Genomic DNA, 21,421 nt, shown 5'->3' with positions numbered 1-21,421 from the left:
GAGTGTCTACCACCTCCCAGAACCTCGATGTGCAGCTACGCGCGCTCACCGAGGCCGGGGTGTCGGCGGAGCTGGTCTTCACCGACAAGATCAGCAGCACCCAGGCAGAGCGCCCCGGCCTGGCCGCGCTCATGGCCGAGGCTCGGGAGGGAGACACCTTGGTGCTGTACTCCCTGGACCGGCTGGGCCGGTCCCTGGTGCACATGGTCACCACGATTGACGAGCTGATCCGCCGCGGCGTCGCGCTGCGCAGTCTTACCGACACCATCGACACCACCACCCCGGCCGGGCGCTTCCAGCTCAACGTGTTCGTGGCGATGGCCGAATACCAACGCGCACTGATCGTGGAGCGCGTCCAGGACGGGCTGGAGGCCGCCCGGGCCCGCGGGGTGCAGCTGGGCCGGAAGTCCCCGATTACCCCCGAGCAGGTGCGCGCCATCCACCGGCTGCACCGGGCCGGGCTGTCCCACTACAAGATCCACCGCCGCGTCGGAGTATCCAAGGGCGCAGTGGGCCGGGTGCTGCGGGGAGAGATTAAGTCCCTGGCGCACGTGAGTATCGAGCTGCCGGCCGATGAGATTGACGTCTGGGACGCCGAGGCACTGGCGGCCACCCGCGAAGTCCCCACACCAGAGAGTGACCACTGATGCTGCGCGTTCTGATTCCCTACACCTTGTGGTGGGTCCGCATCTGGTATCGCATCTTCCACGGGATCACCCATTGGTTTCTGCGCATCCTGCCTATGCCGGCCTCACTGCGTCACCACCTGGCAGGGACCGTGGCGCTGGTTCCCTACCTGTTGCCCGTGTGGCTCACCGCTATTGGTGTGGGGCCCCCGTGGCCGGCTTACGCGATCGCCGCAGCACTCACGGCACCGATGCTGTTGCTTATGCACCGTGTGGAGGTGGCCCATGCAGGCCAGCGACGTTGAGCGCTTCTACTCCCATGTCCTGAAAGGACCCGAGCCCGACTCGTGTTGGTTGTGGCTCGGGGCGATCAGTGATGACGGCTACGGCCGCTTCTGGCTACCCACCGCTAACGGTCAGAGAGCCGTTGCTGCCCACCGCTTCTCCTTGGCCACCGTCCACGGTGGCCTGGGCGCGATCGAAGGTCTGACCGCGCTGCACTGGTGCGACGTCCCGCTGTGCGTACATGCCTCCTTGGAGCCGTCCACGCACCTGCTGTTGGGCAGCCGGTCGGAAAACATGGCCGATCGGGCGATGAAGGGCCGGATGCCCTCGGCCACGGCCGCCCGGTGGCGCCGGCTGTCCAGGGCCGAACGATCGGCCCGGTCTCGGCAGTTGCGCGAGGAGTTGAAAACCCGCGGGTGGGACGAGGACGTGGTGCGCGAGCTCGTGCACGGCATCGACCCCGACCACCCCACCCTGTTCTGACGACAGGTCTATCCCGGAAGCGGAACCGAATACGTCGCGGGAGTTCCCATACACTCGCTCCAGGCCAGCTGAACATCGTCTTGCTGGTCCACGGGAAGGACGGCCTCCACATGGAAGCCGTCCGCGCTCACGTGCGACACCTCCCACCCCTGATCGGTGAGGCATGAGGTCAGGTCCGCCCCTACCGTTTCGAGGTCCGTAGACGCCCCGCTGGTGGGCATGGAGGAGGGGGCGCAGCCGGTCAGTGCTGCTGCGGTGACCATCCCGGCCACCGATACGCGGGCCCAGGTCGAAGTCGGAGATGTTGGTTTGGCGATCATCGTTGCTCCTGCGCGTCGAGAATGAACGGGCTACACGCTGACGGTTTCACGCTGGGACGCCTCAGCATCGTCCTGGGTCAGCGCTACATCTTCTTTGTCGTGGGACATGTCTGCGGCCTCTGTGGGCGCGTGAGCCGAGGACGCCTTCAACATGGCGCGCACCTCAGCGGCCGGCAGCTCCAAACGCTGCGCAATCTCCGGCACCGTGACCCGCTCACCCTTCATGCCGGCCACCACCCGCGACTGTGCTTCCTTGGCGCGCGCGGCTTCCTGCTCGGCCTTGGCGCGAATCTCCGCGATGCGCTGCTCGGCCGCCTCCATGATCTGCTCGGCCTCACCCTGAGCGACGAAGAACTCCTCACCCAGTTCCAGCAACCGCTGCTCCCGAGCCATCGACTCCGCAGCCGCCCGGCGGGCCCGCTCCCGCGCCTCGGTCTTGGTCGCACTCTTACGCTGCGCCATCGTTCCTCCTTCGCATCAGCAACACCATTCCATCCCATTGAACACCAAATGCGCCCTAACGGTCATAGACCAACTTCTCCACCCCGACCCGCGCCGCCAGCCGAGCCGGCGGCGCGCGAGAGGGCGCCTGTCCGGCGGCAGTGCTGTGAGCTGGGGTGGGGGCTGTGGACCGCTTCCGAGATTCATCCTCCGGTCTCTCCACCGGACCCACAGCCCCCACCCCAGCTCGTGCAGGTTGTCCACACAAACACCACATGTGGACAACCTGGGTTCGCTTGCACCCAATCGACCTGAAGTGTGGGCAGCTGATGCCGGACTTTCGTGTCCTCGTACCTCGTCCTACTCAATGGCATCACCTGCCCACACTTCAGGTCTCGTGGGCACAACCGCGTCACTGTCGTGACGGACTTTCTGGGTCGCTCCAGCCCAATGACTCGCAAGCTCGCATCGGCCTTCCACGCCCTATCAGAACGTCACACCTCTTGCATTGTTGATAACCGAGGCCGAACACGCGAGAATCAGCCCTGTGATGACCGTCCATAAGCTCAGCGCTGGGGACGGCTATGCCTACTACACGTCCGAGGTCGCCTCGGCTGATGAGCTGCGCGCTGAGGGGCGCGAGCTGGGCGATTACTACACCGTCGAGGGCATGCCCCCGGGTCAATGGGTCGCCCACTCCAAGGCGCTGCTGGGGGTGTCCGGTGAGGTCACCGAGGCGCAGATGGCCGCTCTGTTCGGGGAGGGTATCCACCCGGACGCGGACCGCATCCTGGCCGATGGTGGCACCACGAAAGATGTGGCTTTGGGGCGGCCCTATCGCCGTTATGCCACGGCCAACACGGAGCTGACCCGCCGCCTGGACGAGGAGACTGCCCGGCACGAACGCACCACTGGTGCCGCCCCGAGTAGGGAGGAACGACAGGCGATCCGCGGTCGCGTCGCGGGGCAGCTGTTCCGGGAAACGCACGGGCGCGACGTGCGGAACAAGGAGGAGCTGGGCCGGTTCATCACCGCTCAGACGACCGCGAAGCAGCAGACGGTGGCCGGGTATGACCTGGTGTTCTCCCCGGCCAAGTCGGTCTCCCTGCTGTGGGCCCTGGGCGGGGAGGAGGCCCGCAAGGCTGTGGATGCGGCGCACAACGAGGCCATCGCGGAGACACTGAGCTACCTGGAGCAGGAGGCCACCTTTACCCGTCGCGGGTACAACGGGGTGCGCCAGATCGACGTCGAGGGTGGGTTGGTGGCCACCCAGTTCCGCCACTACGACTCCCGCAATGGGGACCCCCAGCTGCACGATCACGTGGTCATTTCCAACAAGGTCTTCGGCGCGGACGGCCAGTGGTCGGCCTTGGACGGACGCACCCTGTACCGCATGGGTGTGTCCGCCTCGGAGACCTACAACGCCAAGGTGATGGAGAAGGTCACTGCCGCCCTGGGGGTCGCCGCGGTGCCGCGCATGGCCGGTGGGGACGAGCCGATCTTTGAGATTGCGGGGGTGGACCTGGACGCCATCCACCACGCTTCCTCCCGACGGGCCGACATCGCCGGGACCGTGGAACGGCTGCACACGGAGTTCACCGATCGCCACGGTTACGCCCCCAATGCCAAGCAGAAGATCGCGCTGGCCCAGCAAGCCACCCTGGAATCCCGGCCCGTCAAGAAGTCCGCCCGGCGCCTGTCGGAGCTGGTCGAGGCGTGGGGGCAGGAGTACGGGCAGCAGGTGCAGATGCCGGTGGGAGAGGACCTGCTGGCCCACGTGCGCGCGGCCGCCACTGGGTTGCCGGCAGGCCCGGATGCTGCACAGATCGACGTGGCCGAGCACGCCCGCCTGGTCGTCCATGAGCTGTCCCAGAAGCGCTCCACCTGGAGTGTGAACCACGTACAGGCCCAGACCCGCCGGCACCTGAAAGAGACCATGATTGGGCGCACCGTGCCCGATGAGCTGGTGGCCGCAGTCGTCAAGGAGGCCACCACCACGCACAGCCTGTCGGTCACCCCGCAGGCTGATGTGCCGCACCTGGCCGAGTTCACCCGCGCCGATGGCACCAGCCAGTTCATCCGTTCCGACGCCCAGGTGTTCACCTCCCGGGAGGTCCTGGAGACCGAGCACCAGGTGCTCGCCGCCGCCCAGCGCACCGTCATCCCGGCCGTGTCGGCGGAGCGGTTCGAGGAGGTGTTGGCCGCCCACACCGGCCCGCTCAGTGAGGGGCAGGTGGCCCTCGCACGGGCCTTCGCCACGGACGAGAAGCTGCTCAGTCTGGGGATCGGACCAGCCGGTGCCGGTAAGACCACCAGCCTGTCCCTGGCCGCCGATGCCGTGCGCGCCACTGGCGGTAACGTCGTCGGGCTGGCGCCCACGGCGGCCGCGGCTGCCGTCATGTCGGAGGACATTGGGGCGCAGGCGACGACCATTGATGCTTTCCTGATCGCTCACCGCACCGGGCGCACCGGAGCCGCCCAGCTGCACTCCGGGGACGTGCTGATTTTGGACGAGGTGGGCATGGTCACCACCCCGAAACTGGCCGAGCTCGTGAGCGTGGCGGCCCGGCATGGGGCCGTGGTGCGCGCGATCGGGGATGACCGCCAGCTGGGTGCGATCGGCTCCGGTGGTGCGCTGCGGCTGCTCGATCACGAGGTGGGGGCGACCCGCCTGGAGGCCGTGCACCGCTTCCGCACCGAGGGTGAGGCGGCCGCGTCTTTGGCGCTGCGTGAGCCGCCGGCGGCCGGCGCTGACGTCCCGTGGGCCTGGTATCTGGAGAACCGCCGGGTGGTCGCCGGAGACACCGAGGCCATGACCGACACCGCGCTGCGCGCGTGGATCACTGACACCCAGGCGGGTAAGCGGTCCCTGTTGATCGCCACCGACAACGCCACTGTCACCGACTTGAACGCCCGCGCCCAGGCTGCCCGGATCGCCACCGGGGACCTGGTGGCCACCGGCGAATCGGTGGTGCTGCGCGACGGGCTCACCGCCCACGCGGGGGACGTGGTGGTGACCCGCCGCAACGATCGGGCCTTGCAGCTCAACGGCGGTAAGGACTTCGTGAAGAACAACGACGTGTGGACCGTGGAGAAGGTCGGGGCGGACACCGCGACGCTGCGGCACACCGGCCACGGCGGCAAGATCACCCTGGACGCCGACTATCTGAGCAAGCACACCCAGCTGGGTTACGCGGCGACGGTGCACCGGGCCCAGGGCGCCACGGTGGACACCGCCCACGCCATCGTGGACTCCGCCACCGACCGGGCCGCCGCCTATGTGGCCGCCACCCGAGGACGGGAGGCCAATCAGCTCTATGTCGCCCTGGCCGAGGGACAGTCCCGGGATGAGGTGCTGGAGACCATCGCCGGGGCCTACGACCGGAACCTCTCCGCCCACGAGACCGTGGCCGCCGAGGCCATGCGCAACGGCGACGTCGCCACCCTGAGCGAGGTCTACTGCGAGACCGCTGAGGCTGCCTGGACCGCCAAGACCCGTGCGATGGCCGTGGAGGTCATGGGTGCGGACAAGGCCGCGGACTTCACCGGCACCGAGGCATGGGGCGCGGTGGCCACCCACCTGCACACGGCCCAAGAGGCCGGCATGGACCCGGCCGAACTCCTGAACCGGGCAGTGCACCAGCGCGGCTTTGGCGGGGCCGAGGACCCGGCCGCGGTGCTCGCCTGGCGGCTGGAGCACCAGATCGAGGCCGCACAGCGCGTCCTGGATAACGCCGACCGCCGGCCCCTGGGCAACCTCACCGACGAGCACCTGGAACGGCTGGCCGAGCGCGCTGGGGCCGCCCAGGCACAGCCCACGGTCGAGGACCCGGGATGGACCTCCCACCCCTACGCGCTTGTGCCCTCAGCCCAGCTGGCCGAGGCGAAGGCCAGTGCCGAGGCCGAGAACCTGGCTCTGCCCCCAGATATGTGGGACTCCACCACCTCACTGCACCTGGACTGGGTGGCCCGCACGATGGGTGCTGAGCAAGAGCGCCGCGCCGGGCTGTCCCCCGCCCAGGCGGCGGTGGAGCAGATCGCCCGGGGAGAACGCCCCCGCACCGACACGAACGTGTCGATCGGGGAGGCGATCACCGCCGAGCAACAGGTGCGCGCGGTGGCCGCCAAGACCCCCGCGCCGGCCCCGGTGGCGGACGGGCGGCGGGTGAGCGAGGACCTGGCGCCAACGGCGCTGATCACCGACCAGCAGGTGCCGGCCCAGTACCGGGAGCAGCTGGAGCGGCTGCGCACCCGCTTGGAGGAGCGCGTCATGGTGCGCGGCGCCGAGCTGGCCGAAGCCCGCCCGGAGTGGACCGAGGCACTGGGCCCGGTGCCGGCGAAACCGGCCAAGGCGGCCGAATGGCACCAGGTGGCCGCCGAGGTCGAGGCGTACCGGAACCGGTACAACGTTCCCGCCCATGAGACGGCGCTGATCCCCCAGGCCCACCAACAGGACCCTGTGGCGGCCGCACTGGTGGCACGGGCCACCGCGCTGCACAAGCACTCCGCGCTCACGACCGCCGCCCCGCGGACCCCGGAGCAGGTCCGCCAGGCCGTCGATGAGGCGCACGTGGCCGAGTGGGTGCGCACCACCCCGGCACCGGCTCAGGAGGTCGTGGAGGCGCTGCGCGCCACCCGGGCCGAGGCTGGCGATCCGTTGCCGGCACCGCAGGCGAGGGATGCCGCCGTCACCGCGGCCGCTACGACTCCGATAGCCGAGGAGACCCGGCGGGTGCTGACCAGGGAGGAGCTGATCGCTCACGTCGTGGCCCAGCACCGGGCCCAGACCCAGCAGGCCACCGCGACCACCGAGGCAGCTGCCCCCCACGAGCCGGCGACCCCCACTCCGGAGCCGCAGAAGAAGGAGAGCCCCGTGTCCGAGAACTCCGAGCAGCCCCGCAAGCAGACCTCGGGCCCCGCCTGGCACGCTCAGCACGCTCAGGTGGCCAAGCGCATCAAGGCCGCCAACCGCACCGAGCAGAAGGCCAACCGCCAGGAGGACCAGGCCACTGCAACCCGCCGGGCCGCCGACAGCGCCCGCCGCGACAGCGGTCGCAGCCTCTAGAAACGGGGCCTGATCCCACACTGGTTGAAACGTCTGAGCCACAATGTGGGAATGGACTCCACTACTCAGGACGCGGCATCCCAGTATTTCCGCACATTCACCGAAGAGCTACTGAGCGAGTGGTCAGCCTGGCGCTTTGAACAGAATCCGTTTCACGTCAAGGAGCATGAAACGGACCCGAGTGCATATGCGCGTTTTTCTATTGTTTTTGGCCTCGCTTGCCAAGCCCATGATGCCGCCAGAGGATACCTGTCAGCTCTTGCCGAGGCTCCAGCGGCGGCTACACCTTTGGCAAGGTTTTGCTTTGAGTTGGGGATGACTGCTCAGTGGATTTCTCAGATTCCTGACGCTTATGCGGCAGTAGCTAACAGACACTTGCAAAATCAAGCAACCTTAGAAAAGGATTTGAGAGCCGCTGAAGATCCCGTTTTTCATCCCTTTGCGGATATGCTTGCTGATAGCTTTTCCGAGAAAAACCTTGAAAAGTTGCCCACCACAAGTGCTGGTTCGGCTAAAAACTTCAAGCAATTATGCGAGGACCTGGAGGACGCCGCAGATTACTATCTGCAATATCGATTTCAAAGCAGTGAATCTCATGCTGGGTTATCCGTCAGTAGCCAATGGATCAATTCATCTGAACCTGAGGCTGGGATTCGCATGCAACTACGCCCCACAGAGAGGGATGAGTGGCTTGCCCTTGTAACAGTCTCGCTCCTTTGGGCGGAGTCAGCCATCGACTGCCTGGATGCAACCCATGAAAGACGGACATATCTCGATGAGGTCGCCGCACGTCTGGGATGCCCCAGAGAGCTTCCTCCATCAGAAAAGGCAATGCGGCGTCTCCGTAAACGAGGAAAAAACTGAAATCAGCCATGCTCCTTGGAGCGGGGGTCCGCCGAGTCTGAGGAAATGTGTGACAGCTCCAACCTAGATGTGGACATGCCAGTGGCCGGGGCCCCTGGGAAGGAGGGACCCCGGCCACAGCGGGACAGCGCACGAGTGCCTGTCCCGTCGAAGGGGCAGGACGCCTACTGGGAAGGGACGGCGACCTGCCCCAGGTCTATGTGCTCACCACGTCCAGTCGGCGGGAGGCTGTTCGCAGGCCAGCGTGCGGCGCACACCCTTTTCGATGTGCTTGGTGCCGCACTCCCCGAAGGGCCCGTGCATGGCGAAGAGCACCTTGGCGTGGGCATCGAAGTGACTCACCCACCAGGTGGACATGCTGTTCTCCTCTTTCGCCACCAACCACTGAGCGTGCAGAGCGCTCAGCCGCTCCACCGCCTCGGTGTGGGCCCACCACTGGGCACACCAGTGCATATTGGCGGAGCGGTCTACGGACTCCAGCCGCGAGACCAGGCCCTCGACCCAGGTCACGAACTCCTCTTGGGTCGGGCCGTCCACCGTCTCGGTGTCCTGCTCAACTACTTCACTCATCGGTGCTGTCCTTCCGTGATCCGCTCCAGCACCGGGGTGATCCGGGCTGTCAGGTCCTTGTCCTCAAACCACCGCACGGTGCGCACGATCGTGCCGCCGCCAGTGGAGGTCTTCACCCAGGCGTGCCCAGCCGGCAGCTCGGAGAGCTTGGAGACGGGCATAATGTCGCGCTGCTGGGTCTGCACCGACCGCGACGCCACACCCCGGGAGGTAGAGGTGCTGCGCACCTTCGCGTCATAGGTGCCGATGAGCTTGCGCAGCGACTCCAGGAACTCCGCATCATCGGAGCCACCGCCGTAGACCTTCACCGCGGCCGCCGACCACAGGGTGTCCCACCCGGTGCGGGCGAGCATGTCCACGCCCTGTCCCTTGGTCTGGAAGTAGGCCGAGACGACGATGCCCATCGACCCGAAGAACGAATACCACTCGGGCAGCTGCTTGAGCTTGACCACGTTGCCCACCTCATCGAGGTCGGCCACCAGCGGCACCGGCAGCCGGCCCCCCGCCCGGCGGGCCGCCTGCTGGGCGGCAGTGACCACCGCATAGACCAGGGTCGAGACGAAGGCGGCCCCGGAGCCGGCCGCGTCCTGAGTCAGCAGGATGAGAGTGTCCCGGCTGGTGACGAAGCGGTGCGGATTGAACACCGGCACCCCCGGGGTGGGGGTAGTCCAGGCCAGCAACTCATCGTGCACCAGCGCCGAGGACATGCGCTGGGCACTGGCGGCCACCGACCCGCGGGTGTCCTCGGGCTGGCGCCCCATCCCCTTCAACGCCGAGGCCGGGCCGGTGTGGCCGGCCTGTTCCAGGTCCTCAGCCGGTTCTAGGAAGTTGGCCGCGGAGACCCAGCGCAGCACGTCGGAGAGCGCCTTATCGCTCTTAGCGGCCGCCAGCAGGCACCAGGAGAGGTAGTCCCGGCCTTGGGAGTCGAACTGCGGATCGCCCTTCCCGCCGGCGGCCGCCCCGGCTGAGGCTGTCTCAAAGATCGAGGCGACCTCCCCGGCGGAGACCGTATCGGTGACGGTGGCCAGCAGGTTGAAGATCATCGCCGGGCGGGTGCTGTCGCGCCAGATGCGTTGCGGGTCGAACAGCCACACGGTGCTGCCCGTGGTGGTGCGGGCGGCCAGGACCTCGGCCACCCCGTCCACCTTGTTCGACGTCATCACGAACGCCCCCGGGGCCTCGACGGCGTGCCGGATGACCTGGGAGGTGGTCTTCCCGCGCCCGGTGCCCCACACATGCGCCGAGCACTCCCGCCAGCCCTGATAGACCGGGTTCTTGCCCACCAGCCCGATCGTCAGCCCGGGGCCGATGTTCTCGGCCTCGGGGTGGAGCCGGTGGGCCTCCGTGGTGCGCGCCGCAGCCATCGCCGGGTTGATCCGCCCCGGAGGACTCATCCGCCGGGCGGCCTCCTGGGTCTTCGACGGGGTGCGGGTGCCCCAGATCATCAGCGCGGCCACACCGACCACCACCTCCAGGCCCACGAGGAAGGTCGCGGCCATCGGCCAGTCCACCGCCCCGGCGGCCAGCTCGATCCCCAGCGTGAACGGGTTCCACGGCAGGTCCCCGGTCACCGGGGTCAGCACGTTCCCCAGGTGCACCAGGCCCACCGCGCCCATCACGGCGGTGAACAGGATCAGGATGCCGATGAAGCTGCGGTTCTGGTCGTTGTTCATGCGTTCACCCTCGCCTGTGCAGCTGCCCAAGCGGCATTGGTGTCGTGGACCCGCAGCTCCCCGGCGGTGAGGTTGGTCTGGAACGGCACCCCGGGTGCCTCGCCGGTCTTGAGCATGAACCGGCCCCGCCCCGGCGGCGGGGAGGTGCGCCCGGTCTTGGGGTTCACCGAGCCCTCAGCCGACCACGCCACCAGCAACGCCTTCTCCTGCTCGGCCAGCGGGAAGACCGTCTCCAGCATCCCCATCTCGTTCTGCGCCAACCCACCGAGGACCTTCATGGAGGAGCGTTCCATGAACCCGGTGGCGATCTTGGTCAGCTCCTCGGTGCTCAGTTGGAGGTCTTTCATGGAGTGGGTGATCAGCAGCTGCCCGAGGCCCTTAGTGCGGTTCAGGCGGGTGATGCCGTCGATCTGGTGCACCAGCAGCTCCGAGGCACGCAGGGCCTGCCACAGCTCGTCCATGATCATCAGGTGGTGGCGTTCTTCCATCAGCCCGGCCTCGGCCAACGTCTTGGCCGCCGAGATCCCGGCCTGGGCGTAGGACCAGCACACGATCTGCACTGCGGCCCGCAGGTCCAACAACGTCTCATCAATGGCGGAGAGGTCGAAGTCCACCGATTGGTCAATCTGCATTTCCTCACTGGTCTGCCGGCAGAACACGTCCCCGAACGGCCCGTGCGCGCCCAGGGCGTTGAGGCCGGCCAGCAGGTTGCGCACTTGCCCCCGATAGGAGGTCTCGTCATCGACCAGGATCGCGGCCATGATCGCCGGCCGCGCGGCCGTGATCACGTCCACCACGTCTTGGATGATCGGTTGCCGGCCCTGGGCCTCGGCGTGCTCGGCGGCCTCGGTGATCGCCATTGAGAGCACCGTGGGCTCCTGCTGGCGGGCATCCAACGGTGCTTTGAACACCAGCTCCAGCAGCCCGGTCAGGGCGTTGAGGCGGCGGCTGTGGATCTCCGCGCGCATCTGCCGCTGCAACGCCTCGGGCAGCTCACCCAGCCGGCGCCACAACGGCCCGGCATCCAGCGGGTTGATCGACCCCACCCCGGGGGCGACCCGGATGACCTGCCCGCCGACTTCGACGGTGAGCCCAGCCAGGTCCGGTTTGACGTCACTGGCGCCGACGAACAGGAACCCCTGGTCCACCAGAGCCAGGGCCATGCGCACCGCCACCGAGGACTTCCCTCGGGCCTGGAGCCCGAGGATGAAGCAGGAGGGGGAGGAAATGATCCCGCGCAGGAACAGGTTGATCGGGTCCCCGCACACCACCGACCCGTTGAGCTGATTGCGCCCCAGCACCGCCCCCACCAGCGGGGAGGAGGTGCCCACCGCGAAGGGCCACAGCCCGGCGGTCTGGTTGGAGGTGGCGGTGAACTCCGGGGGTGCCTCCACCCAGGAGGTCATCCCACCGTGGGCCACGTCCACACCCTTCTCGGTGAGCTCCCGGAACGCCCCGGTGCCGGCGGCGGTGGAGCGGCCGAAGAACTTGTTGAGGACCTTGTCGGTGAGCTGGTCGAAAACAGACATCACAGCGCCTTTCGCACGTCAGCCGGAATCGTGGCCACGGCATCCGGGACCACGCCCAGGCCGAGGTTGAACGCGAACGCCGCATCGTCGTTGTAGTCGCACTCCCGCAGCCCCAGCTGCACCCCCTGGGAGGCGTTGCGCCGCAGCGTGGCCGCCACCCGCGGCAGCTGCTCAGGCCGTTCCACGGTGGCGGTGACCACGATGGAGAACCGCACCAGCGACGCGCCCTCGGCCTGCTCCCGCTCGGCCTTCCGCGCCTTCTCCAGGGCGATGATCTGAGAGCTGGTGGGCCGGCGGTTCTTCTGGTTCGCCGCGAACTGCGCATTGGTCAACGACTGCTGCACCTGGGTAGCGGACTTGTCCGGGGACTGCGGCCGATAGAACACCGTGACGCGCTTCTGGAGCATTTCGGAGTTCGGGGCCAGGAGGGCCACCAGCGCGTTCTCCCGGAACGTGCCGGCCGGCGGGCGCCACATCTGCCAGGACTTCGACACCACCCCACCGTGCTCATACCGGCCCGGGGAACCGACCACCCGGGCCGCCGAGGGCCCGACCTCCTCCCAGCGCAAACCGGTGCCGGCCTCCGACAGCCGGGCCTTCTCCACGGCCGCGGCCGCCAGGGGGTTATAGGCCACATAGGTCTGGTCAATCAGGTCGTGTTCCTGCATCAGGGACACCGACCCGGCCCCGGCCTGCTCCAGCTGCTCCAAGAACCCGCTCAGCAAGGAGGACACGTCTGTGGCCAGCTCCTCGGCGGTGCGCTCGGGCACCCCCTCGCCCTCATTGGCCTTGGCGCTGAACGTGAGGGCGATCCACTGCTCCAGCTTGGGCACGTCCTGGTTGAGGTTGGCCACCACCTCATCCATCGTGGCGCGGGCGAACGCCGGCACCGACTGGGACCCAGCCTGAGCCCGACCCACGGCCACCGCATCGGGCAGCCGCTCCCCCGGGTCAGTGGTGGACTGGGTGGTGACCGACACCTGCACCAGCTCCGTGTTGGAGCCGGCGTCACGCTGGAACGCGGCCCAGCTGCCCACCATCCGGTCCACCCGGTCCTGATCCAGCAGCCCCAGCCCGGAAGAGTTGGCGATGACGAACACGGTTCCGGTCTTCAATTTCGGGTGCCACAGCATCACGCCCTGGTGGCCGAACAGGTCCGTGAAGGTCACCGGCTCGGTCGCAGCCAGCACCCCGGGGGCCCGGAAGGACCCATCGGGGAGTTGTGAGGTCGGCCCGGCCTTGTACGTGGTGCGCTGCTTCTTCTCCGCCCGGGAGAACATGGACCGGGCGATCCAGCGCTCGGGCTTGGAGCGGCCGTTGCGGTCCTTGGACCCGAGCACGGTGGCCACGATGAACGCCGCCACCGCGATGCCGGCGGCCACCCAAATCTGGGAGGCCATGATGAACAGGAAGACGAGCACCGACCCCACGCCGAGCACCACGGTGGAGGCCATCGAGAACCCCAACAGCCCGGCCGTCTTGTCCTCGGCAATGTTGCCGTACTGCCGCACGATCACCTGGTTGCTACTCACAGGTCCTCACCACTTTCGATGGATTGTTCAGCGTCCCGGACGGCTTCCCGCAGCCCGAATTCCAGTCGTTGGCCGTTGATCAACGGATTCTTGGCCCCTGTGGCCGAGGACCCTTCCCCGCCCGGATGCCCGGTCGGCGCGGCACCATTGGTCGCAGCCACCGGCTCGGCACCGGCCGGCCCGGACGCCTCGGCGGACCCTCCGGCCGCTGCCGGGGACGAGCTCGAGGTCTGCACCTGCTCCGCCCCCGAGGCCCCGCCCGTGCCGGGGGCACTGCTCGGGGCAGCACCCGTGCTGGGGCTCTGCACGTTCTCCGCACCCGAGGCCCCACCAGTCGTGGTCCCCGGCGCGGAGGTAGCAGCTGCACCAGCCGTGGTGCTCTCCACGTTCTCGGCGCCGGCCGGTCCACCGGCCGGGGCAGACCCACCAGCACCAGACGATCCCGGGGCTCCGGTCGTACTGGAGGCACCGCCCCCAGCGCCGGCACCAGCATCCGTCGCGCTGGCCCCGGATGCACCGGCACCGCCACCCGAGACACCACCAACTCCAGCACCAGCAGCACCAGCTCCGCCGGCACCAGCTCCGCCGGCACCAGCCCCAGCAGCTCCGGCAGCGCCACCGGCAGCACCGGCAGCGCCACCGGCAGCACCAGCCCCAGCAGCTCCGGCACCAGCGCCAGCGGCCCCGGCTCCGGCGGCCAGGGTGCCGACACCAGCGGTCACCGCACCGATGGCCAGTGCCCCGCCGACCATCGCCAGTCCACCAGCGCCCATACCGCGGGGCCCGGCGCTGACGGCCGGGACCAGGACACGGACCAGAGCGGGCATCGCGAAGCAGGCCGAGAAAATGACCACGGTGCCGGTGAGCAAGGAGATGATCTTGTTGGCGACCTCATCGCCGCCGGTGCCGTCGATCCCGTTCATCAAGGCCAAGCCGAAGCCGTAGATCACCGCGGCCCCAGGCTTGAAAAGGATCATCGCCAGCAACCAGCCCACCGCCTTATCGAAGGACTTTTGCCCCTTCTGCGTGGTGGAAGCCGCAGCGAAGATCGGCAGCAGCCCGCACAGGGCCCCGGCCACCCCGTAGGAGAAGATCACCAGGGCCGCGTTGAGGATCGCCCCCAGCAGCGCGAACGGAGTCAGGAACAGCAGAATCCCAGCGGTCGGCAACGCCATCCCAGCACCCACCATCCCGCTCAGGCCCATCGACTGGCCCAGCCCGTCCCGGGCCGCGTTGCCGGCAATGGTGTCCACCAGCCACGGGGCCACCTCATCAGTGACCGCCAGCGACAGGGACACCATCGACACCGCCAGGCCGGAGACCACCACGGTGCGGATCAGCCCCATCACCAGATTCTCGGCCGACTCCCGGTTGTGATCCCGGGCAATGCGCAGCACAGCGAAAGCCGTACCGATGATGCCGGCGACCCCCACGAAGGTCGTGGTGGCGGTCTGCACCCGCTCCGTGGCCGAGCCGGCGCCCATTTCCGGGGCACCAATGTTCAGCCACCAGGTGCCGACCAGATCGAGCATCGTGGTGAACACCTCGATCAGCCAACCGGCCATGAACAGGATCAGCTTCTCCACCGTGTCCCCGGCGATGCTGCCAGCAACATCCTTGATGACGTCCATCAGCTCTTGGGCCCCCACTCCACGTAGTACTGACCCTGGTACTGGTCCGAGGTCATCAGCTCAGTGCCCGAGGCCGGGTCGAGTTTCCAGTCCCCGTCCTCCCACACCACATCGGCCTGCACAGCCACCTTGGTCATCAGACCGTTGTCCGAGGGCAGGGAGTAGATCAGCTGATAGGACGCCGCTTCGTCGGTGTAGTGGTCTTGGGAGTAACCGATCAGCGTCGTGGACGCCGACGCTGACCCGTCGTCGCCTTCCTCCACACCGTCACGGATGCGCTGGGCCTTCTCCTTCAACCGGTCTCGGTTGGGTCCCTCGGCAATGCCCACCTCGACGTTCTTAGCCGCTTCCTCGCTCACGGACGGGTCCAAGGCCATCGCGTAAGTCGCCGCGGCCATCAGAGCCCCGGCCTCCGAATGGGCGTAGCCCACCCGCAGCCCGGAGTCGCGTCGCTCACAGCCGCCGAACTCGTCAGAGGAGGGCACCACGTTATAGCCGGCAGCCACCCAGTCCAGGACCTCAGGGGCCTCATCGGCCACCGATACCGCGTCCTGGTTCAGCTGGGCTTGGCAGTCCCAGGCGAAGTCCTCCCCCGAGGCAGGAGCAGCCGCCTCGGCCGCCCCCTGGGTGGGGGCAGCCGAGGTAGCAGGGGCAGCAGGCGAGGTGGGAGCCTGGGCCTCATCGGGGGTAGTGAGGTTGCGGATGGTCCATCCGGCTACCGCGACCAGCAGCAGCACCAGGGCGATGACCGCCGGGCCGAACCAGCGGGGACGGCCCTTGTTCGTGTCGTTGTTGTTGTTCGTGTCCATCGGGGGTCTCCCTGTCGTTGCGGTGCCGGTTGAGGAACGGGGGGCCGGCTCAGCCGCCGGTGATCATGTTCCAGATCGCCCCGGCCGCCCCGAGCAGAGCGGCCGCGACCAGCGGCCACACGGGGGCCTCGACCTCGTCACCACGGCGGCGGTTCCGCCCGGCGGTGACGAGCCCGAAGATGAAGTAGACGAACAGCACCAGCCCGGCGGCCCAGAGAATCCAGCCGAGGATCATGGTCACGTTCTCCATGCCCGGGGGCTGGGTGGGGGTGGCGTTGATGGCCGGGATCATCAGGGCGTTGAGGGTGTTGATGAGCATTGGGGGGTTCCTTTCTCAGTGCCCGGTCTGGGCGATTTTGTGGATCTTCCGCAGCACGGTTTTCAGCCGGGTGCTGGAAGGGGAGGGGGTGACGCCGACCTCGCGCCAGGACGGTTCGTAGGGGACGGTCATGGCCACCGGGAACATGCGCGCCACACTGCGGGCGTAGGTCAGGGTGGGTTTGGTGATCCGGTTCTTGGGCCGGTCGTGGACGATGACCAGCCCGACCAGCTCATAGGGCAGCTGTCCGGTGGCGGACTTGCGGGCCAGCTGGGCGGCCGCCTCCAGGGAGGTCGCGCTGGTGGAGCACACCAGCAGCGCCCGTCCCGCCCACTCCGGTTCCTGCACGCCGGCGTCCACGATGGACTCCGAGCACAGCCCGGCCAGGGTGGAGGTGCCCACCCCACCGGAAGCGCCGACCAGCCACAACGTGGCCTGGGAGACGTCCACCTGGGCGGCCGGCTCCTCGGCGGGCACTGGTTCCTCGGCCAGCCTCTGCTGGAGGTTCTGCGGGCCGCGGATGGAGTCTCGGGAACCGAGGATCGGGTCCTCCTCCATCGGGTCCTCCTCCTCCACCACCTCGGGTGCGGCCACGAAGGGGTTGCGGGGACTGTCCACGATCACAGTCCCTCCCGCACCGCTGCCCCGGCGCGCAGCCAGGCCCGGCGGGTGGCCGGGGTCATCGCCGTGAACCGCACCCGACCCTCCACCAGCGCCCGGTCATACGGGATCGTGACCACCGCCCGCACGTAGGGGGAGAACTCCTCCGCCAGTTCTTTGGCCTTGGTCTTCTGGTGACCGGGCTCGCAGCACAGCACCACCACCACCGCATTCCGGGCGAGGCCCTGGGCGTGGGCGTCCCCGGCGTGCAGGGCGGCCAGCACCCGGGAGGCGCCCTCGGCGGCGTCATCAACGGACTTCACCGGGATCACGACCTGATCGGCGTGGCCGATCATTGCCTGCCAGTTTGCTCCGCGTTCGGTGTTGCCCGAATCCATCACGATCGCCCGGTAATACTTCGCGGCCACCGCGTGCAACCGGTCCACCTCATCGCCGGTGACCATGTGCCGCTCCTGGTCCCCGGAACGGTCATCGGAGCGCAGCACGTCGTACCGGTCCGCCGGCTGGTGGTGGACGTACTCGGACAAATCCCCCACCCGGGCATCGGAGGTCATGAAGTGCTCGGTGCGCCCCAGCAGATCGACCACGGTGGCCTCATGCCCGGCATCAAAGGTGCGCCACCCCAGGGAGCCCAGGGAGTTGTTGTTGTCCCAGGCCAGCACCCCGCCCCCGGAGAGGCGGGCGAACACGGCCGATAGGCAGATGACCGTAGGGGTCTTCCCGGCCCCGCCCTTGGGGTTCAGGACCGCGATCGTGCGCGGGCCCGGCCAGTGGGCGGAAACCGCGGCCTCGTCCTGGCGCTGGCTCAGCTCCGCCGCCGAGGGCGCCAGGCGCAGGCCTAACTGGTTCAGCGCCCCACGCCACCCGTACTGGGCCGGGGCGTCCACCTCGGGGCGGTCCACGAAGGACGGCAGCGACTCCCGCCGACTACCAGCCGCCACGGGCTCCGTCGTGCGGGCCGTGGAGGGGCGGCCGCCGAGGAACGGATTAGGGGCCGTGGAAGTCGCAGCCACCGGGGCCACAGCCTGGTCCTCCTCAACCGCAGCAGCCACCGGCGCCGGGGACTCAACAGCGGCCGACGCCACCGGCTCCACCGCAGGCACCGGCTCGGGCTCAGTGGAATCGACTGACTCAATCGACGCCGGGGACTCGACCGGGGTCGGACGCTCGACGGAGGCCGATGCCACCGGCTCCACCGTGGCCACGGACCCAGCCGCCGGAGCTACGCTCTCCTGCCGGGACGTGCCATCGGCGCCGACCAGGAAGGTGCGGGACCCGGCGGGGTCCTCGATGTGCAGCTGCATGTCCTGGCTGGTCTGCTCCGCCAGGCTCTTTGCCGTGGCCATCACGGCCCGGCGGGCATCGCCCACGGTGGAGTGGTTCTCACGGGTGATTTGCCCGGCGGTGTCCAGCTCCACAGCACCGGTGGAGTCGATCGTGGCGGTCATTCTCATCAGGGGGTCTCCTTGGCAGTAGGGGTAGTACTCGCAGTCGGTGACGGGCTGGCAGTGGGGGTGGGGCCGGTCTCGACCAGGGCATAAAGGGAGCCATCGGTGGACCCGTCCACCCGGGTCATCGCCATCCCGTTGTCGGTGATGACGTCAGGCACCGCCGCCTGATCAGCCCGGGTGGTGGCCTCGGTCTGCCCGTCCCGGGTGACCTGGGTCTGCTCACCGTCATCGGTGACCCAGGCGTAGCCGGCGGCCAGCGTGGCCTGGCCCTCGAGGCGGTGGGCGCTGGTGGCTTCCACATCGACCAGCACCGTCGAGGCCAGCAGCAGCCCGTGGACCCGATCGGCCTGCACCGTGGAGGTGGTGATCTGGTTCCCGTCGAGCTCGCGCACCGCGACCTGCTTCACCGCAGTCGCCTCCGTGGCCTCATCCACGTCGTAGAACCCGACGACCGTCTGCTTCCCGTCCTTCCAGGCCGCCACCACCCGGCCCTCCACGCTGCCGAGGATGCCGGTGAGTTCCGCGCCCTTGGCCGGGGCCGGCAGGGTCGCGGGCTTGGGCAGGGCCGCCGAGTCGGTGCCGACCCGCCACACCTTCCCCGCCTTCGCATCGGCAGCGATCAGGTCCGTCCCCTGGGCTTCCAGAGGTTTGGCGGCCGCCGGCACCACCCGGGAGGCGGTGGACCCGTCCGCACCAACCAGCAGGGACTTCTGATTGGGCAGATCCAGCCGGGGCACGGTGCCGCCGTCCAGGACCACACTGGCCTCCTGCGGCACCTGGACCCGGATCGGCTCGGTGGAGTCCGGGGTGAACAGCACCAGCTCCTTGGCCGTGGCGGCCGCCAGCCGGGTCTGCCCGTCCACGGTGAACACCGCCAGCTGCGTCACGGTGAACGGCGCGGACCTGCTCCACTGCTCCACACCCGTGTCCGGGTCGTGGCCGATGAGCTTGCTCCCGTCCACACTGACCGGGCGGCCCTCCCAGTCCAGGACCGCTCTCACCTGGGACCCGGACATGGGCGTGGCCCACGCACCGTAGGTGTCCCATCCGGCCGGGGCCGGCACCGGCAGCTGGGCTGGGGGCGGGGTGTGCACCACCGCGACCGGCTCCCGGTCGCTCTCGGTGAGGGTCATCGCCACCGAGGCCCCGGCCGTCAATCCCAAGACCCCGACGCTGCCCCAGATCGCCAGGGCGCGACGGCGCTGGTTCCCGGACCGGGCAACCGCCTTGCGGGTCCGGGCGGTGCTCCCGCCCCGCCGGGCTGCGCTGCGGTCAGCAGGCCCGGGGCCAGCCGGCCCGGGACCAGCCGGAAACTCGTACTCCTCCAGGGTGCCCAGTTCGGCGTCCACGACCATCTCGAATACGGACCCGTCCTCGGTGTGGCCCTGCACCCGGCACGCCTTCAATCCGAGTCGCCGGCACGCCTCGGTAGCCGCGTCCGCGGCGACCTCGTGAGTAGCACCGGCATCGAGCACCGGGTAGGTCAACACCTCCCCGTTGGCATCGGCCACGATCTGCTCCGCCCCGAAGGTCAGGGTGATCACCGGCCAGGTGTGCACGGGCGGGCTCACGAGGTGGCCTCCCCGGCGGGCAGGTCGTGGGACTGGTGGCCCACGACCTCCCAGGTCCCAGAGTGGCGTTCCAGGTAGATCGTCACGTGCCGGGTGCCGGTACCCTCGGCCGGTTCCCCGTCGCGGCTGGCCCACCGCCAGGTCACCTTGTACGCCCTCACCGCCTTGTCCTCGGCGACGTCGCGGGTCGTATCCCCGATCGCCGGCACTGCCTGGGCCCGGCTGTAGGCCCCGTGCGAGGCGGGGTCCAACCACGCCCCCTGGGAGGAGTTGCGCTCAGGCTCCACCTGGTGGGCTGCCCACTCGTCCGACATAAGCGGCTTGGTGCGGATCGCAGCCGCCGTTTCGGTGCGATCGCTGGCGGTGTCCCAGGAGTGCAGCAGGAGCGCGGCCGCCCGGGCGGTGGAGTCCACATCGGTGCGGTCCACGTCCTGAACACGCGGGAACGTCCCATCGCCGGGCACCTCCGGGGTGGGGAAGCTGCTCGACGTAGGCCAGGCGGCCGGGGCCGAGCTGGCCGGGGCCGCTGCACTGGAGGAGGCGGACGTCTCCTGGGCCGGGCTGGTCGAGCACGCCGTCAGGGGTACGGCGCACAGGGCCAGGGCAGTGATCAGGTGGGGGTGGCGGCTCATGCGGGCCACGCTCCTTTCTCGCGCAGGATCGGCTGGGGGTCGATGTTGAAGCCCTGATAGGGGAAAACGACGTCGGGGGCATCGGGCCGGTAGATCTCGATGTGCAGGTGGGTGGACATGCCGAACTGGCCCCGGTTGCCCTCGGTGCCGATCACGTCGCCGCGGGTGAGTTTCTGGCCCTTTTTCACGCCCCAGGAGTTCAGGTGGCAGAAGGCGAACCCGAAGTCGGGATCGTCGTCGTTGTCGACCTTGGCGATCACGCATCCATCGGTGTCGTTGAACCCGGTGATCCGCAGATCGGTCGGGGCGATCACCGGCCCCCCGGGACGGGAGCCGGCACCGGGGGTGGCGAAGTCCAGGCCCATGTGGTTCTGCGCCCACTCGGGCACACCGGGTACGTTGCGCCGCCCGTAGCCGGAGGTGAACTTGCCCCCGGGTAGCGGTGCGGTCCACTCCCCGTCTCCCAGGTCGCCGTCCCAGGCTTTGCCCCCGGTGGGGGCCTCACAGCCGGGGGAGAACTCGATCTGACCGCCGTCGAGGATCGTGGCCACGTAGCGCTGCGTCTCCGCGAACGGCGGCACACCCTTGTGCTGGGCCACCGCGCCGGGGCCGGCGTTGTAGGCGGCGAGGGTCAGGCGCACCAGCTGGTCAGCGTCATCACCGGCCAAGGGCTTCACCTCATTGCGCAGCGCGGCCATGTAGCGCCCATAGGCAGGGATCGCGTCCTCGGGATCGGTCACGTCCCCGCCCTCGCCATAGGCGGCCCAGGTGTCGGGCATGAACTGAGCGATGCCCTGCGCCCCGGCGGAGCTGCCGGCGCGGGGGTCCCAATTGGATTCCTGCTTGAGCTGGGCGGCCGCGACACTCACCGGCAGCCCTGCCGTCTTGGCGGCCTCCTCCACGAGCGGGCCCCAGCCATTGGGGACGTTGATCACCGCGTCGGCGGAGTCCTCACCGGAGACGACCGTGGACGGGGTGCAGCCGCCGGCCGATGCCTGC

18 protein-coding genes are annotated in these 21,421 nt (G+C 68.8%); 5 read left to right on the top strand and 13 right to left on the bottom strand.

The features are described 5' to 3' along the window. The first annotated feature begins 2 nt into the window (after positions 1–2). From AYX06_RS18560 to AYX06_RS18550, 3 genes are read left to right on the top strand one after another with little or no spacing between them, the layout of a single operon-like run. Positions 3–647: a recombinase family protein gene (locus tag AYX06_RS18560; RefSeq protein WP_186815701.1), complete on the top strand. Its 645-nt coding sequence runs from the start codon at positions 3–5 to the stop codon at positions 645–647. Then, the gene (locus tag AYX06_RS18555) at positions 647–931 is read left to right on the top strand and encodes a hypothetical protein (protein WP_062737418.1); all 285 of its coding nucleotides are present in this window, start codon (positions 647–649) and stop codon (positions 929–931) included. Before AYX06_RS18560 ends, AYX06_RS18555 begins: the two co-directional genes overlap by 1 nt. Further along, positions 912–1,394 (top strand): regulatory protein RecX, encoded by a 483-nt coding sequence (locus AYX06_RS18550; RefSeq protein ID WP_062737417.1) that lies wholly within the window; start codon positions 912–914, stop codon positions 1,392–1,394. The genes AYX06_RS18555 and AYX06_RS18550 overlap by 20 nt, the downstream gene beginning before the upstream one ends. A gap of 350 nt (positions 1,395–1,744) precedes the next feature. Here AYX06_RS18550 and AYX06_RS18540 read toward each other — a convergent pair whose 3' ends face one another. Next, positions 1,745–2,176, bottom strand: a complete 432-nt coding sequence (locus AYX06_RS18540; RefSeq protein ID WP_062737415.1) for a hypothetical protein — start codon at positions 2,174–2,176, stop codon at positions 1,745–1,747. A gap of 529 nt (positions 2,177–2,705) precedes the next feature. Here AYX06_RS18540 and mobF point away from each other — a divergent pair. Together mobF and AYX06_RS20030 are read left to right on the top strand one after the other, a co-directional pair. After that, a complete protein-coding gene (gene mobF, locus AYX06_RS18535; RefSeq protein ID WP_062737414.1) occupies positions 2,706–7,220 on the top strand; it encodes a MobF family relaxase in 4,515 nt (1,504 codons plus the stop codon). A 51-nt stretch (positions 7,221–7,271) separates the two neighbouring features. Further along, complete coding sequence (locus AYX06_RS20030; protein ID WP_147017988.1) at positions 7,272–8,084, top strand: DUF5677 domain-containing protein; 813 nt, start codon at positions 7,272–7,274, stop codon at positions 8,082–8,084. Positions 8,085–8,288: 204 nt separating this feature from the next. Here the strand turns inward: AYX06_RS20030 and AYX06_RS18530 are convergent, their stop codons facing one another. From AYX06_RS18530 to AYX06_RS18475, 12 genes are read right to left on the bottom strand one after another with little or no spacing between them, the layout of a single operon-like run. Next, positions 8,289–8,654: a DUF4913 domain-containing protein gene (locus AYX06_RS18530; protein ID WP_062737413.1), complete on the bottom strand. Its 366-nt coding sequence runs from the start codon at positions 8,652–8,654 to the stop codon at positions 8,289–8,291. Beyond that, positions 8,651–10,327, bottom strand: coding sequence for a type IV secretory system conjugative DNA transfer family protein (locus AYX06_RS18525; RefSeq protein ID WP_062737412.1), 1,677 nt, complete (start codon positions 10,325–10,327; stop codon positions 8,651–8,653). The genes AYX06_RS18530 and AYX06_RS18525 overlap by 4 nt, the downstream gene beginning before the upstream one ends. Continuing rightward, on the bottom strand, positions 10,324–11,856 hold the full coding sequence (locus tag AYX06_RS18520; protein WP_062737411.1) for a hypothetical protein: 1,533 nt from the start codon (positions 11,854–11,856) through the stop codon (positions 10,324–10,326). Before AYX06_RS18520 ends, AYX06_RS18525 begins: the two co-directional genes overlap by 4 nt. Further along, the gene (locus AYX06_RS18515; protein ID WP_157093488.1) at positions 11,856–13,388 is read right to left on the bottom strand and encodes an SCO6880 family protein; all 1,533 of its coding nucleotides are present in this window, start codon (positions 13,386–13,388) and stop codon (positions 11,856–11,858) included. The genes AYX06_RS18520 and AYX06_RS18515 overlap by 1 nt, the downstream gene beginning before the upstream one ends. Further along, positions 13,385–15,019, bottom strand: coding sequence for a hypothetical protein (locus AYX06_RS18510; RefSeq protein ID WP_157093487.1), 1,635 nt, complete (start codon positions 15,017–15,019; stop codon positions 13,385–13,387). Before AYX06_RS18510 ends, AYX06_RS18515 begins: the two co-directional genes overlap by 4 nt. After that, positions 15,019–15,828 (bottom strand): hypothetical protein, encoded by an 810-nt coding sequence (locus AYX06_RS18505; RefSeq protein ID WP_062737408.1) that lies wholly within the window; start codon positions 15,826–15,828, stop codon positions 15,019–15,021. Before AYX06_RS18505 ends, AYX06_RS18510 begins: the two co-directional genes overlap by 1 nt. Before the next feature lie 49 nt (positions 15,829–15,877). After that, positions 15,878–16,147, bottom strand: coding sequence for a hypothetical protein (locus AYX06_RS18500; protein WP_035963084.1), 270 nt, complete (start codon positions 16,145–16,147; stop codon positions 15,878–15,880). A gap of 15 nt (positions 16,148–16,162) precedes the next feature. After that, the gene (locus AYX06_RS18495) at positions 16,163–16,765 is read right to left on the bottom strand and encodes a DUF6668 family protein (RefSeq protein WP_157093486.1); all 603 of its coding nucleotides are present in this window, start codon (positions 16,763–16,765) and stop codon (positions 16,163–16,165) included. Positions 16,766–16,767: 2 nt separating this feature from the next. After that, positions 16,768–18,222, bottom strand: a complete 1,455-nt coding sequence (locus tag AYX06_RS18490) for an AAA family ATPase (protein ID WP_062737406.1) — start codon at positions 18,220–18,222, stop codon at positions 16,768–16,770. Continuing rightward, entirely contained in the window at positions 18,222–19,790 is a 1,569-nt protein-coding gene (locus tag AYX06_RS18485; protein WP_062737405.1) for a hypothetical protein, read from the bottom strand. The genes AYX06_RS18490 and AYX06_RS18485 overlap by 1 nt, the downstream gene beginning before the upstream one ends. Next, a complete protein-coding gene (locus AYX06_RS18480; protein WP_062737458.1) occupies positions 19,787–20,422 on the bottom strand; it encodes a hypothetical protein in 636 nt (211 codons plus the stop codon). The genes AYX06_RS18485 and AYX06_RS18480 overlap by 4 nt, the downstream gene beginning before the upstream one ends. After that, positions 20,419–21,357, bottom strand: a complete 939-nt coding sequence (locus tag AYX06_RS18475) for a transglycosylase SLT domain-containing protein (protein WP_062737457.1) — start codon at positions 21,355–21,357, stop codon at positions 20,419–20,421. The genes AYX06_RS18480 and AYX06_RS18475 overlap by 4 nt, the downstream gene beginning before the upstream one ends. Positions 21,358–21,421: the final 64 nt, after the last annotated feature.

The sequence above is a fragment of the Kocuria turfanensis genome (assembly GCF_001580365.1).
GTDB classification, from domain to species: Bacteria; Actinomycetota; Actinomycetes; order Actinomycetales; family Micrococcaceae; genus Kocuria; species Kocuria turfanensis.
This window is presented reverse-complemented; position numbering and strand designations above follow the sequence as displayed.

What these genes read in the sequence shown, in the direction of transcription:
- mobF (WP_062737414.1), top strand. Translation starts at nt 2,706, where the DNA reads ATGACCGTCCATAAGCTCAGCGCTGGGGACGGCTATGCCTACTACACG.
- AYX06_RS18525 (WP_062737412.1), bottom strand. Translation starts at nt 10,327, where the DNA reads ATGAACAACGACCAGAACCGCAGCTTCATCGGCATCCTGATCCTGTTC.
- AYX06_RS18540 (WP_062737415.1), bottom strand. Translation starts at nt 2,176, where the DNA reads ATGGCGCAGCGTAAGAGTGCGACCAAGACCGAGGCGCGGGAGCGGGCC.
- AYX06_RS18510 (WP_157093487.1), bottom strand. Translation starts at nt 15,019, where the DNA reads ATGGACGTCATCAAGGATGTTGCTGGCAGCATCGCCGGGGACACGGTG.
- AYX06_RS18520 (WP_062737411.1), bottom strand. Translation starts at nt 11,856, where the DNA reads ATGTCTGTTTTCGACCAGCTCACCGACAAGGTCCTCAACAAGTTCTTC.
- AYX06_RS18555 (WP_062737418.1), top strand. Translation starts at nt 647, where the DNA reads ATGCTGCGCGTTCTGATTCCCTACACCTTGTGGTGGGTCCGCATCTGG.
- AYX06_RS18500 (WP_035963084.1), bottom strand. Translation starts at nt 16,147, where the DNA reads ATGCTCATCAACACCCTCAACGCCCTGATGATCCCGGCCATCAACGCC.
- AYX06_RS20030 (WP_147017988.1), top strand. Translation starts at nt 7,272, where the DNA reads ATGGACTCCACTACTCAGGACGCGGCATCCCAGTATTTCCGCACATTC.
- AYX06_RS18480 (WP_062737458.1), bottom strand. Translation starts at nt 20,422, where the DNA reads ATGAGCCGCCACCCCCACCTGATCACTGCCCTGGCCCTGTGCGCCGTA.
- AYX06_RS18550 (WP_062737417.1), top strand. Translation starts at nt 912, where the DNA reads ATGCAGGCCAGCGACGTTGAGCGCTTCTACTCCCATGTCCTGAAAGGA.
- AYX06_RS18505 (WP_062737408.1), bottom strand. Translation starts at nt 15,828, where the DNA reads ATGGACACGAACAACAACAACGACACGAACAAGGGCCGTCCCCGCTGG.
- AYX06_RS18530 (WP_062737413.1), bottom strand. Translation starts at nt 8,654, where the DNA reads ATGAGTGAAGTAGTTGAGCAGGACACCGAGACGGTGGACGGCCCGACC.
- AYX06_RS18490 (WP_062737406.1), bottom strand. Translation starts at nt 18,222, where the DNA reads ATGAGAATGACCGCCACGATCGACTCCACCGGTGCTGTGGAGCTGGAC.